10 protein-coding genes are annotated in these 13,714 nt (G+C 62.6%); 5 read left to right on the plus strand and 5 right to left on the minus strand.

Going from position 1 to position 13,714, the window contains the following annotated elements; all coding sequences use genetic code 11:
* Nucleotides 1–14: 14 nt before the first annotated feature.
* Nucleotides 15–770: a hydroxypyruvate isomerase family protein gene (locus tag CBB63_RS02700; RefSeq protein WP_286698049.1), complete on the minus strand. Its 756-nt coding sequence runs from the start codon at nucleotides 768–770 to the stop codon at nucleotides 15–17.
* Between the two features lie 49 nt (nucleotides 771–819).
* Nucleotides 820–1,398 (minus strand): DUF1285 domain-containing protein, encoded by a 579-nt coding sequence (locus CBB63_RS02705; RefSeq protein WP_286698050.1) that lies wholly within the window; start codon nucleotides 1,396–1,398, stop codon nucleotides 820–822.
* Nucleotides 1,399–1,468: 70 nt separating this feature from the next.
* Between CBB63_RS02705 and CBB63_RS02710 the strand changes: the two genes are divergently transcribed.
* The 5 genes from CBB63_RS02710 (at nucleotide 1,469) to CBB63_RS02730 (ending at nucleotide 10,400) form a co-directional block, all read left to right on the plus strand.
* Nucleotides 1,469–2,476, plus strand: a complete 1,008-nt coding sequence (locus CBB63_RS02710; RefSeq protein WP_286698051.1) for an AAA family ATPase — start codon at nucleotides 1,469–1,471, stop codon at nucleotides 2,474–2,476.
* On the plus strand, nucleotides 2,473–3,357 hold the full coding sequence (locus tag CBB63_RS02715) for a DUF58 domain-containing protein (RefSeq protein ID WP_286698052.1): 885 nt from the start codon (nucleotides 2,473–2,475) through the stop codon (nucleotides 3,355–3,357). Before CBB63_RS02710 ends, CBB63_RS02715 begins: the two co-directional genes overlap by 4 nt.
* Nucleotides 3,354–6,116, plus strand: a complete 2,763-nt coding sequence (locus CBB63_RS02720) for a DUF4159 domain-containing protein (RefSeq protein ID WP_286698053.1) — start codon at nucleotides 3,354–3,356, stop codon at nucleotides 6,114–6,116. Before CBB63_RS02715 ends, CBB63_RS02720 begins: the two co-directional genes overlap by 4 nt.
* Complete coding sequence (locus tag CBB63_RS02725; RefSeq protein WP_286698054.1) at nucleotides 6,113–8,155, plus strand: hypothetical protein; 2,043 nt, start codon at nucleotides 6,113–6,115, stop codon at nucleotides 8,153–8,155. The genes CBB63_RS02720 and CBB63_RS02725 overlap by 4 nt, the downstream gene beginning before the upstream one ends.
* 103 nt (nucleotides 8,156–8,258) lie before the next feature.
* Nucleotides 8,259–10,400: a response regulator gene (locus CBB63_RS02730; RefSeq protein WP_286698055.1), complete on the plus strand. Its 2,142-nt coding sequence runs from the start codon at nucleotides 8,259–8,261 to the stop codon at nucleotides 10,398–10,400.
* On the opposite strand, the gene yaaA is transcribed toward CBB63_RS02730, so the two are convergent.
* The 3 genes from yaaA to CBB63_RS02745 form a co-directional block, all read right to left on the minus strand.
* On the minus strand, nucleotides 10,385–11,164 hold the full coding sequence (gene yaaA / locus CBB63_RS02735; RefSeq protein ID WP_286698056.1) for a peroxide stress protein YaaA: 780 nt from the start codon (nucleotides 11,162–11,164) through the stop codon (nucleotides 10,385–10,387). The genes CBB63_RS02730 and yaaA overlap by 16 nt on opposite strands.
* Before the next feature lie 29 nt (nucleotides 11,165–11,193).
* On the minus strand, nucleotides 11,194–13,239 hold the full coding sequence (gene recQ / locus CBB63_RS02740) for a DNA helicase RecQ (protein ID WP_286698057.1): 2,046 nt from the start codon (nucleotides 13,237–13,239) through the stop codon (nucleotides 11,194–11,196).
* Nucleotides 13,240–13,348: 109 nt separating this feature from the next.
* Nucleotides 13,349–13,636, minus strand: a complete 288-nt coding sequence (locus tag CBB63_RS02745) for a YggT family protein (RefSeq protein ID WP_005850500.1) — start codon at nucleotides 13,634–13,636, stop codon at nucleotides 13,349–13,351.
* Nucleotides 13,637–13,714 lie beyond the last annotated feature (78 nt).

Genomic DNA, 13,714 nt, shown 5'->3' on the forward strand with positions numbered 1-13,714 from the left:
AGTGCCCCCTGNGGCTAGCTGAGTGTCATCCAGCCGAGGCTGTCCTCNGTCCGTGGGCCGGGGATATATTCGCCACTGACCCAGCCGCGATACCCCGCGCGGCGCAGGGCGGCGAAAAGCGCGGGGAAATCAACTGTACCCGCCCCCGGCGCGCTGCGATCGGGCGCGTCGCCAAGCTGCACATGTACGATCAGGTCTTTGTATTGNTCGAACACCGCCACCGCGTCGNCGTGGATCATCTGCGCGTGGTAGCTGTCATATTGCAGCCNGACGTTCGGCCGGTTCACAGCACGCAGCACATCGGCGGCAAGCGCGTAGTCGTTCATGAAATACCCCGGCATCGCGACGGGGTTCAGCGGNTCAACCGTCAGGGTAAGCCCCTTGGGCGCGATATCAGCCGCCCAGATCAGATTGTCGATGAAGGTNTGCCGCGCCAGCGCGCCTTGCCCATTGCCCGCCATGACATGCAGATAGCGGNCCTTGAGCGCGGTGGCATATCGAAACGACCGCTGGATATCGACGCGGAAACGGGCCGCCTGTTCGGGNACCGCGGCAAAGCCCTGNGCGCCNCCGGTGTAATTGGGCGNCGGGGCGTTGATCAGGATCAGCTGCAAGCCGTTGGCGACACAGGCGCGCAGNGTCTCTNTGGCGGCCAGATCATAGGGGAAAAGCACCTCTACNGCGGTAAACCCCGCCTTTGCGGCGGCGGCAAAACGGTCAAGATAGGGCAGCTCGGGCCACAGCAGAGTAAGGTTCGCGGCTGGCTTCATGAANGATCATCCGGTTNGGGCCGCTATCGTCNCGCTNTGNCAGGCAGGATCAATCGGGCAGTTCGTCCGAGGGGATAATACCAAAGAAGCTGCCGCCCGACCANACGCCGAACCAGCCGTCNTGATGNACGCCAAGCTCGACCAGNCGGTAAAAGCTTTTNCGGTCGATCAGCGCCTCAAGGTTGCGGCGGANACGGACGTANGGCGCGGGTTCACCATCTTCNGGGTCGCGCTCAACTCGGATAGGCAGATCGGGGCCTGCGACGGCGATGTCTTCCAGNTTNGTCTGGAAGGTCAGCNTCTGGTCGGTGCCACTGCCTTCGGCCTCGAAATCGATGGCGACAAAGGGGGCGTCCTCGACCTTGATGCCGACCTTTTCAACCGGCGTCACAAGGAAATAATCATCTTCTTCGCGGATCAGAATCGATGCGAACAGCTTTACCANCCCGATGCGTCCGATGGGGGTGCCTTGGTANAACCAAGTGCCGTCGCGTTTGATCTCCATGTCCAGATCNCCNCAAAACGGGGGGTTCCACTTTTCAACCGGCGGCAATCCGCGTGTTTTGGCGGCGGAAACAGACGCGGCAAGGCTTTCTGCTGTCGGGGTCACGGTTTTTTGTCCACTCATTGCTTTTGCCATTTCCTGTTCACACGATACACTTACATCTAACTGATATAACCCCGAGGACGCAAAAGTCATGACCCAAGCCCGCGATATGGTAGCAGAAATCGAGACGCTTGGCGAAAAGCTGGCCGAGGCGAAGGCGTCGATCAACCGGCGTTTCATCGGGCAGCAACGGGTCGTTGATCTGACGCTGACGGCNCTGCTNNGCGGTGGCCACGGGCTGCTGATCGGTNTNCCGGGTCTGGGCAAGACGCGGCTGGTCGAAACGCTGAGCACGGTNATGGGGCTGGATGGCAATCGNGTCCAGTTCACGCCCGATTTGATGCCTGCCGATATTCTGGGGTCAGAGGTGCTGGACACCGCCGCCGATGGCACCCGCGCGTTCCGCTTTGTCGAGGGGCCGATCTTTTGCCANTTGCTGATGGCGGACGAGATCAACCGCGCCTCGCCGCGCNCCCAGTCGGCTTTGCTNCAGGCGATGCAGGAAAAGACCGTGACCGTCGCCGGACAGGACCGCGCCTTGGGGCATCCGTTTCACGTGCTCGCCACCCAGAACCCCATTGAGCAAGAAGGCACCTACCCGCTGCCCGAGGCCCAGCTTGACCGCTTTTTGGTGCAGATCGACGTGGCCTACCCCGACCGGGAGACAGAGCGGGATATTCTGCTGGCCACCACAGGGGATACCGATGCGCAGGCCGCNCCCGTCTTTACCACGGCAGAGCTACTGGCCGCGCAAACGCTGCTGCGGCAGATGCCGGTGGGTGAATCGGTGGTCGAGCTGATCCTTGATCTGGTNCGCGCCTTCCGCCCTGACGGGCCTGATGCCAGCCCGCANGTGCGCGATACCGTGGCGTGGGGCCCCGGCCCNCGCGCCGCNCAAGCGTTGATGCTGACNGTGCGGGCNCGNGCTTTGTTGCAGGGNCGTCTGGCACCGTCGGCGGAGGATGTCATCGATATGGCNCGTCCTGTGTTGCTGCACCGTATGGCGCTGAACTTNGCGGCGCGNGCTCGTGGNGACAGCCTNTCCGNGCTGATTGACACAACCGCTGCCAGCCTGATCGGGAAAAAGGCCGCGGCGTGAACAGCCCCGACACCCTTCGCATCCGATCAGAGGAGCAANCCGCCCGTTTGCCCGCGCTGCTGGCCCGTGCAGAGCATCTGGCCGGTGCAGTCNTGCTGGGTGCCCATGGGCGTCGACGCGCAGGGGTGGGGGATGATTTCTGGCAATACCGTCCGGCACAGGCCGGGGATAGCCGTCGCAGCATCGATCACCGGCGTTCGGCCATGGGGGACCATGAGTTCGTGCGCGAACNNGAATGGCAGATCGCGCAGTCGGTCATGCTTTGGGTCGATCAGGGGGCGTCCATGCGCTTTGCCTCGACGNCTGCGTTNGAANAGAAGGGCGACCGCGCGCGGCTGATCGGGTTGGCGCTGGCNATCCTGCTGCAACGGGGCGGTGAACGGGTCGGGCTGACCGGCAGCGCCCTGCCCCCGCGATCCGGCAGGCCGCAGATCCTNCGCCTTGCCGAAGCCCTGTGTCAGGACGACGNCGCCGACTACGCCCCGCCGGAACATCGCGCCATGATCCCCCANGCACGGGCTGTGTTCATCTCTGACTTCATGGGGGATCTTGCGGGGGTGACCACCGCGCTGACCAAAGCGGCGGACCGCGGGGTGCGCGGCGTGTTATATCATGTGCTGGACCCCTCGGAAGANGCCTTCCCCTTCACCGGCCGCACCATCTTTGAAAGCGTNGGCGGCACNCTGCGCCACGAGACCTTGAAAGCGAACGACCTGAAAGACCGCTATCTGGAACGGCTCGCCGCGCGCAAGGCAGAGCTGCGGCAGCTTTGTNCCCTGACNGGCTGGCANTACGGGCTGCACCACACNGACAGCACCGCNCAATCGGCGCTTTTNTGGCTCTATGCGGCGCTGGATACGCGCAGCGGGGGGGCNGCATGACCGTTCTNGGGGGNATCGGCTTTACCGCGCCGTGGATGCTGCTGGCGCTTCTGGCGCTGCCGATCCTGTGGCTGATCCTGCGCGCNGTGCCNCCTGCNCCGATCCGNCGCCGCTTTCCCGGNGTGGCGCTGCTGCTTGGGCTGAGCGATGATGAAAGCGTGTCGGATCGCACGCCGTGGTGGTTGCTGCTGCTGCGCATGCTGGCGGTGGCCNCGTTGATCATCGGGCTGGCCGGACCGATCCTGAACCCGCAAGAGGAACAGACCCAAGGCACCGGCCCGCTGCTGATCGTGCTCGACGGGTCTTGGGCGGGAGCCACGCGTTGGCCGCAGCAAACCGAAGCGCTAGAGGCGCAGTTGACCCGTGCGGCACGCGCTGGACGCACTGTCGGTTTTCTGACCCTCACCCGACCAGAAGCACCCGCCTTTCAATCCGCTGACGCATGGCGCAGCCGTCTGGCCGGGTTTGATCCCGCCCCNTGGCAGCCNNCCCCCGCCGACATTGACCGCGCGATAGAGATCGCGGACACGCTTGGCGGCTTCGATACCCTGTGGTTCAGCGACGGGCTGGCCTATGCCGGGCGCGACGCGATGCTTGATGCGCTTCAGGNCAAGGGCAGCGTCGAGGTCTATCAGACTGGCGCAGACGTGCTGGCACTGGCCCCCGCGACCTATGAGGACGGGGCGATTACCCTGACCGTCAAGCGCGCCCTCGCTGGTGCCGAGCGGTCGGTGACCATCACNGCGCAGGGTCGTGATCCGGCGGGCAATATCCGCGTCCTCGCCAGCGTTCCGGCCACATTCGACGCAGGATCAACACAGGCCAGCGCGGCCCTGTCCCTGCCCGCAGAGCTGCGCGCGCGGATCACGCGTTTCGACATCGCGGGCCAACGCTCCGCCGGGGCGACGACGCTGGTGGATGATGCGCTGCGGCGGCGCGAGGTTGGGCTGATCGCCGGACGCGAAAACCGCGAGGGGCTGGAGCTGCTGTCCCCCCTGCACTACATCGAACAGGCCTTGGCCCCCGCCGCCGATCTGATTGAGGGGGGGATTGGCGATGTGCTGCCCGCAAACCCCGATGTGATCGTACTGGCCGATATCGCGACCCTGTCGGAGGCAGAGCAGGCCCCCTTGATCGACTGGATCGAAGCCGGTGGCATGTTGGTGCGTTTCGCCGGTCCACGCATCGCCGCCAGCGACATCAGCCGAGATACCGAAGACCCTCTGATGCCTGTGCGCCTGCGNGCCGGTGGCCGCAGTGTCGGCGGCGCAATGAGCTGGGGTGCCCCGAAAACGCTGGACAGCTTCCGCGAGTCCTCNCCTTTCTACGGTCTGGAGATACCGCAGGATGTGACCGTCTCGGCCCAGGTCGTCGCGCAGCCCGACCCGACACTGGCAGAGCGTGTGATCGCATCGCTGAGCGATGGCACCCCGCTGGTCACCCGCAAGCAGGTAGGACAGGGGCAGATCGTATTGTTTCACGTGACAGCCACGGCCGAGTGGTCGACGTTGCCGCTGTCGGGGCTGTTTGTNCAGATGATGGAACGGTTAGCGATTTCTTCATCTTCCGCCGGTATCGAGGCTTCGGACCTGCAGGGCACGACGTGGACGCCCCTGCGCGTGATGGACGGGTTTGGCACACTGTCTGACGCGGGTACGCTGCCCGGTGTGGACGGGGCTGATCTGATGGCCGCGCCTGCGGGCCCAGACCTNCAACCGGGGGTCTATGCCTCTGGCGATCGGCGCATTGCGCGCAATGTGGTGGTTGCAGATACCACCCTGACCCCCGCGGCATGGCCAGCGGATGTGCCAGTACGTGGGCTTGATGTGGCCGATGAACAGCCGCTTGCCGGTTGGCTGTTGTCCCTGTCGATCCTGCTGCTGCTCGCTGATGTCATCGCGTCGCTGTCCCTGTCCGGGCGGCTGCTCAGGCACAGCAATGCCGCAGGGCTGATCCTTGCGGCGCTGATCTATGCGCCGACGCAGGCCGATGCGCAGGCGGACGACAGCTTTGCCCTGAACGCCACGGCGGAGATGACGCTGGCCTATGTGATCACCGGCAACGCGTCGGTTGACGAGATGTCGGATGCCGGATTGCGCGGGTTGTCGGATACGCTCTATTTCCGCACCTCGGTCGAACCTGCCAACCCCATCGGTGTGGATCTGGAGCGGGATGAGCTNGCCTTCTTCCCNATGCTATACTGGCCCATCACCCCCGATCAGCCCCGCCCATCGGATGCGGCCTATCGCAAGCNGAACGACTATNTGCGCTCCGGCGGGATGATCCTGTTCGACACACGTGATGCGAATATCGCGGGCTTCGGGGCCGCCAGCCCCAACGGGCGCAAGCTACAAGATCTCGCCGCGCCGCTGGACATTCCCCCGCTTGAACCCTTGCCTGCGGATCACGTGCTGACCCGCACGTTCTATCTGCTGCAGGACTTCCCCGGACGGCACAGCGGACGCGATCTGTGGGTAGAGGCATCGCCCCCCGATGCCGAACAGGTAGAGGGGATGCCGTTCCGCAATCTGAATGACGGGGTGAGCCCGGTTGTCATCGGTGGCAATGACTGGGCCGCGGCCTGGGCCGTGTCCTCGAACGGCGCGCCGATGGTACCGATCGGGCGCGGTTTCGCCGGGGAACGTCAGCGCGAGCTGGCCTACCGCTTTGGCGTCAATCTGGTCATGCATGTGCTGACCGGCAACTATAAATCCGATCAGGTGCATGTGCCTGCGCTGCTGGACAGGTTGGGCCAATGACATCGACCATCATCTTCGACCCGCTGATCCCGCTGCCGATGTTATGGGGCGTTGCCGCACTGGCGCTGGTGGCCGTTGCCTTGGCGGTGCTGCGCGGGTTGCAAGGCTGGGCGCTGCGGGGGGCGGCGATGCTCGTCGTTCTGGCGGCGCTTTCTGGCCCCTCCGTGCAGCAGGAAGACCGCGCGCCGCTGACCGATATCGTCGTGATGCTGGAAGACGAAAGCGCCAGCCAATCCCTCGCAGACCGGCCCGCACAAACCGCCGCCGCCGCAGAGACGCTGGCAGCACAGATCACGGCGCGCGAGAATACGGAACTGCGCCGCGTGACCGTGCCCGATGGGGAGGGCGATAGCGGCACGCAGCTGATGACCGCCCTGTCAGAGGTGCTTGCCGAAGAGCCGCGCGCCCGTATCGCAGGCATCCTTGCGCTTAGTGACGGACGCATTCACGACGCCGACCTGCCAGTCGATCTGCCGGCACCGATGCATCTGTTGATGACCGGAAAGCAAAGCGATTGGGATCGCCGCCTGTCCGTCCGCAACGCCCCTGCCTTTGCCATCATCGGCGAACCCGTGACCCTGACCCTGCGCATCGACGACCTTGGGGCCGCCCCGCAAAAAGACGCGCTGGCCCCGCTTGAAATTTCGGTCGATGGGGAGCCGCCGCAGACCTTCCGCGTCCCCGTGGGGCAAGATCTGGAACTGCCCGTCACCCTGCCCCACGGCGGGCGCAATGTGATCCGGTTCTCGCTGCCCGAGGCCGAAGGAGAGCTAACCGACCGCAACAATGCCGCGCTGATCCAGATCAACGGGGTGCGCGACCGTCTGCGGGTGCTTCTCGTCAGCGGGGAGCCGCATCAGGGCGGGCGTACGTGGCGCAATTTGCTGAAATCCGACAGCTCTGTCGATCTGGTGCATTTCACGATCCTGCGACCGCCGGAAAAACAGGATGGCGTGCCGGTGGACGAACTTTCGCTGATCGCCTTTCCCACCCGCGAGCTGTTCATGGAAAAGATCGAGGATTTCGATCTGATCATCTTTGACCGCTACAAACGCCGCGGCATCCTGCCGTCGCTNTATCTTGAAAACGTCGCGAATTATGTGCGCGGCGGGGGGGCTGTGCTGGTCGCTGCCGGGGCGGATTTCGCGAGCGCCGACAGCATCTACCGTTCCCCCCTCGGAGAGGTCTTGCCCGCCACGCCGACCGCGCGGGTGATCGAACANCCCTACCGCCCNCTGGTGTCCGAGCTGGGGCACCGCCATCCGGTGACCAGCGGCTTGCCCGAACAGGAAACATGGGGCCGCTGGCTGCGGCAGATCGACGTGGCCGATCCCTTGGGACATGTGGTGATGACCGGCGAAGATGACCGGCCGCTGCTGATCCTGAACCGTGTGGAANAAGGGCGCGTTGCGCTCATGGCGTCNGATCATGCGTGGCTNTGGAACCGTGGCTATGAAGGTGGCGGCCCGCAGCTAGAGCTGTTGCGACGCTTGGCCCACTGGATGATGAAAGAACCCGAGCTTGAGGAAGAGGCCCTGACCGCCACAGCCGAAGGCCAGACCATGCGCATCACCCGTCGCACGCTGGGGGACGACATCCCGCCTGTCACCCTGACCAACCCCGATGGCAGCACGGCAGAGATCACGCTTTCGCCAGCCACGCCGGGTGTCTTCGAAGGGGTTTACGACGGCCCCGAGATTGGCCTTTACCGGCTGGAAAATGGCGACCAAAGCGCGGTGATCGGTTTGGGCCCCGCCGCCCCGCGGGAATTTGTGGAAACGATTGCCAGCGACGAAACCCTCGCCCCCGTACTTGCGCCCCTGCGCGGTGGTGTCGCGCGGATCGAAGACGGCCTGCCCCGCATCCGCGACATACGTGTCGGGCGCCCCGCAGCCGGACGTGGATGGATCGGTCTGACCCCTCGCAACGCCTACGAAACACGTGACGTGCGACAGATGCCGATCCTGCCCGCGTGGCTCGTCCTGTTGCTGGGCAGTGCCCTGATCCTTGCAGCNTGGCTGCGCGAAGGGCGGCGTTAANCTTAAAAANAACGCCACCGCCCGATAAATCNCGCAACGCTTAANCAGTTGTTCACCCCAAGCCCCGCATGATCCCCCCGATAGGAGGGATTCGGAGCTTTGGATGAAACCAGCTGACCAGCTTGCCCATGAACAACGCCGCCGCGCAGAGGTGGAAGCGCTGCTTGAACAAACCCAGGCAGAGCTTTGTGCCGCTTACCGCAAGCTGGATGACCACGCGCAAAATGTCTCTGTCGAGATTTCTGAAACACGGGCGGAGGTTGAAAACATCCGCGGCGAAAACAAACGGGTGATGTCCGATCTATGTGCCGCGCGGGAACAGATCGAACTGACCCAACGCCGGCTGTGGCATTCGGTCGAAACCATCCACGACGGCTTTGCCTTTTTCAACAAAGACAATGAAATGATCATGGCCAATCGGTCTTATCTGGCCGTGTTCGACGNTATNGATGCCATCCGTCCGGGTGTCAGCTACTCTACCATCCTNCGCGTGCTCACCGATGAAGGGATCGTTAACATCGGGCGCCGCACGCCAGAGGAATGGCGCGCCAAGATGCTTCTGCGATCGCAGCAAAAGGCTCCGGCACCCATCATCATAAAGCTTTGGAATGGCGCATATATCAAGATCGTCGATCAAAGGGGAAAAGGCGGNGATATCGTATCNCTCGCCCGCGACATTACCGAAACCGTGGAATATCAACGCAAGCTCGTCGATGCCCGCGCCACGGCCGAGGCAGCCAACAGCGCGAAATCGCTTTTCCTCGCCAAGATGAGCCACGAGATCCGCACACCGATGAACGGGATCGTAGGCATGACGGAGGTGCTTGGCGATACCGCGCTGACCCAAGACCAACGCCTATATGTCGACACCATAAAGACCTCTGCCGAAGCGTTGCTGGTCATCATCAACGACGTGCTGGATTTCTCGCGCATCGAGGCAAACCGGCTGAGCATCCACCCCGCCCCGTTTGATCTGGAACGTGTCTTCCAAGAGGTATTGCTGCTTTTACAGCCCCTTGCGGTGCAAAAGGGGCTGGACCTCGCNCTGGANTACGACCTGTTCCTGCCGCGCAAACTGGTCGGGGATGCAGGGCGCATNCGNCAAGTGCTTACCAATCTGGTGGGAAATGCTGTTAAGTTTACGCAAAACGGGCATATNNTGATCCGCGCCACGGGGCTACCTGATGCGGGCGCTGGCAACGTGCTCATCAAAATNTCTATCGAGGATACGGGCATCGGCATCGCGCCGGACATGATTGAACATATCATGGGGGAGTTTACCCAAGCCAGCAGCGACCCCAGCCCCAATGCAGAGGGGACGGGACTGGGGCTCGCCATCTGCCAACGTCTGGTACAACTGATGGGGGGCGAGATTTGGGTCACGTCAGAGCATGGNGTTGGGTCGTGCTTCGGCTTCGAACTGCCCCTGAAGGCCCAAGAGGACAGTGCCGCGCCNCCGCTNAAGCCACCCCCNTTCCTGCGCCATGTNCTGATTGTCGAAAGGGAAACGATCTGCCGATCGATCTTGCAGCGCAATCTGGAACATATCGGTGTGCGCGTGACGTCCTGTGGCACCGGCTCGGAGGGGCTGGCCGCGCTGGACGGCAGTATTGATCTGCTGCTTGTCGACGACACGCTGCCCGATATGGACGGGATCGAATTTGCCCGCGCGGTGCACGTCTCCGACCCCGCGACCGAGGTAATCCTGTACAGTCAGACGCCCGACAAAANTCGCGATAGTATGGATGATACGAGCGTGCGCCGGATCATGAAGAACCCGATCAGCGTCACCGAGCTGCTGGCCGAGGTGTCAACGATGCAGCCGGTGCCTGTTGGTACCCGNCCGATGCGGGTCTTGGCGGCCGAGGACAATAAGACCAATCGTCTGGTGCTTCGAAAGATGCTGCAACGGCTGAACATCGACCTGCAACTTGCCACCAACGGGCAAGAGGCAGTTGCGCTGTTTGAAACCTTCCGGCCCGATNTGGTGTTCATGGACATTTCTATGCCCAAGATGAATGGAAAAGACGCCGCCGCCGCCATTCGTGCGCTGGAAGGCGAGGCAAGCAGCTGCCCGATTGTCGCGCTGACAGCGCATGCCATTCAGGACGAAAAGGAAAGGATACTCGCCGCCGGGCTGGATCATTTCCTCACCAAACCCTTGCGCAAGGCGGAGCTTGTGGCGCTCCTTAACCGTTACTGCCCCAACGCGGCTTTCCCGCTGGAGGGTCAGCTGGTGGGATAGGGCCGCACAAATACGGGTTTTTCCGGCGTCGACAGCTCTTTCTGCCATGCGTACCCGCCNANATCGAAATCCTTGATCGCNTCGGCGTCGGTAAGCCGGTTCTGCACCACGAAACGCGCCATCGCGCCNCGGGCTTTCTTGGCGTAAAAGCTGACAATCTTGGGCCCTTTGCCGTCCGATTTATCTTCCATGAACTGTGGTGTCACAACCGTCGGCACCAGCGCCTTAAGGTNGACAGCGCCGAAATATTCCTGGCTGGCACAATTCACCAANACCTTGCNGTTGGTCTNTTCCGCCTGTTCNTTCAACGCTTCGGACANGCGCGCGCCCCAATAGTCGTAGAGCGATTTGCCCTGCGGCGTTTTCAATCGGCTGCCCATCTCAAGCCGGTACGCCTGAATGGCGTCCAAGGGTCGCAGCACACCATAAAGCCCCGACAGAATGCGCAGGTGATCTTGGGCATAGTNCAGTTCATCAGGGTCCAGGCTGGTCGCTTCCAGCCCCTGATAGGTGTCACCAGCAAAGGCAAAGGCAGCGGGGCGCACAACATCGGGGGACGGATTTTCCTCGAACGCGGTGAAACGGTCGCGGTTCAGCTTGGCCAGTTTCTCGCTCAGGTGCATCAATGATTGCANATCACCAACGCTCAGCTCGCGGGCCACCTTGACCAAGGCGACCGCATCNTCCTGCAGGTCGGGCGTCGTCATATCGACGTCGCGCGGGGTCCAGTCCATTTTCTTGGCGGGAGAGATAACGGTCAGCATGGATTTTCCTTTTTTGGTCGCAGCAAGAGCTAGCCCGCTTGTTGCAAAACGTCCAGAAATGCGGGGCCAAACCTTTCGGTGCGTTTCTCGCCCAAAATGCGTTCGATGGCATCAAGGTTCGGCGCGTGCAGCTGCGCCACTTTTGCCAGCAGCGAGGTCGAGCAGCTCAACGGNTTTTCGCCCCCATCTGCCCCACGAGACAAGGTNGTTTGCACTTCGCGCANTTGATCGAACACCGANCCTGCCGCGCGTCCNGCCAGCTTGCGCCGCGTCGGGTGCATCTCGGCGGCGGCCCCGTTGATCACCTCTAGAAACGCATCGCCAAAATTCTCGAGCTTTTTGGCCCNCACCCCGCCGATACGNGCCATGGCGTCCAGTGTATCCGGGCGTTTCTCGGCCATCTCGATCAGGGTGCGGTCGTTAAAGATGATATAGGCGGGCACTTTGGCGGCTTCTGCCAACCCGCGTCGCTTCGCCTTGAGCGCAGAGAGCAGCGGCGCGTCCTCGTCGCTGACCATCGCCNTGACCGCAGGACGGCGCTGCGATGCGGCGGCGCGNATACTGTCCCGNCGCAGAGAGATCGACGCCTCACCGCGCAGGATTGGCAATGCGGCATCGGTCATGCGCAGCGCACCGTGACGTGCGGCATCGGGGCGCACCAGATCGTGCCCCATCATTTGCCGGAACACCGCCTGCCATTCGCGTTTGTCATATTCCTTGCCCACGCCATAGGTCGGTAAATCGCTGTGCCCGCGTTCACGGATTTTATCGGTTTCATTGCCCANCAGGATNTCGATCAGATGNCCTGCGCCAAACCATTCCTCGGTGCGCAGCATCGCCGACAGCGCCTTGCGCACGGCGGTGGTCCCGTCAAACACATCGACAGGCGTATCACAAAGGTCGCAATTACCACAGGTGACATCGGTTTCGTCAAAGTATTTCAACAGGTTCGCACGGCGACACGCCAATGCTTCGGCCAGCCCCANCAGCGCGTTCAGCCGTGCATGNTCNGCGGCGCGCCGTTCGGGCGGAGCGAGCCCTTCGTCGATCTGGCTGCGGCGCAATCGGATATCATCGGGGCCGAACAACGTCAGCGTCTCGGCCGGCGCACCGTCGCGACCCGCCCGCCCGATTTCTTGGTAGTAGGCTTCGATGGATTTGGGCAGATCGGCGTGGGCCACCCAGCGGATATCCGGCTTGTCGATGCCCATGCCAAAGGCCACTGTCGCCACCACAATCAGCCCGTCTTCCTGCTGGAAACGGCGTTCGGCGGTGCGGCGGTCGTCCGCCTCCATCCCACCATGATAATGCAGCGCCAGGTGCCCGTCGTCGCGCAACGCTTTGGCCAGCCCTTCGGTCTTGGCCCGCGTTCCGCAATAGACGATGCCCGACTGCCCCCTACGCCCTGACGCAAAGTTCAGTATCTGCGCGCGCGGCCCGTTTTTGGCCGCAAAGGCCAGATGAATATTGGGCCGGTCGAACCCGCGCAGGAAGGCGCGCGGGGGGACACCGTCGAATAGTTTCTGAACGATCTCGGCTTGGGTTTCCGTGTCCGCCGTTGCGGTGAACGCGGCCAGCGGAACGTCAAGCGTACGACGCAATTCGCCGATGCGCAGGTAATCGGGGCGGAAATCATGGCCCCACTGGCTGACGCAATGCGCCTCGTCCACGGCGATCAGCGATACGCCAACCCGTTTGAGCATGCCCGTAACCGACCCGGCAGCGAGCCGTTCTGGGGCCATATAGAGCAGCTTGAGCGTCCCGGCCTCAAGCCCTTCCCACACGGCATCGGTTTCCTCGGGCGTATTGCCAGAGGTCAGCGCCCCCGCCCCGACGCCAAGCTCTTGCAGCGCGCGGACCTGATCGCGCATCAGGGCAATCAACGGCGATATCACCACCGTCACCCCGTCGCGCAAAAGTGCAGGCATTTGGAAACAAAGAGATTTACCACCACCCGTGGGCATGATGGCCAATGTGTTTTCGCCGGCGGTAACGGCCTCTACGATCTCTTGTTGGCCGGGGCGGAACCCGTCAAATCCAAAGACATCACGAAGTAGCGTGGCAGCGCCTGACATGAAAAACCCAACTGTATCTAACCTGCAGTTTGCAGAATCTCATAGTCGCGGGCGGGGAACAATCCCTGCCCGTGCGTCCGGCGGGGTCTTTGCCCCAGCAGCCGCCCGATCAGTAGAACAGCGCGGCGTTGTTGATCAGCAGGATACGCAGAACGGCAACGGCGATCAGAACGACCAGCGGTGCCAGATCAAGCCCGCCCATTTGCGGCAGAAAGCTGCGGACCCGCCCGTAAACAGGCTCCAACAAGCGATTCAGCCCATCCCAAACTTGCGCCACCAAAGGTTGACGAAGATTTAAAACCTGAAAATTAATCAGCCAGCTCATGATGACATGTGCGATGATGATGAACCAAACGATGTTCAGCAGAAGCATCAGGATCTGAAACAGGGATGTCATAAGGGGGCCTTTCGTTGCACAGCGCGAAAGTAGGTGCGCTGGCATCAAAGAACAAGAGCGGCAGCGCGTTGGCACGCC

The sequence above is a fragment of the Sulfitobacter sp. TMED3 genome (genome assembly GCF_002167505.1).
In the GTDB taxonomy this organism is placed as follows: Bacteria; Pseudomonadota; Alphaproteobacteria; order Rhodobacterales; family Rhodobacteraceae; genus Sulfitobacter; species Sulfitobacter pontiacus.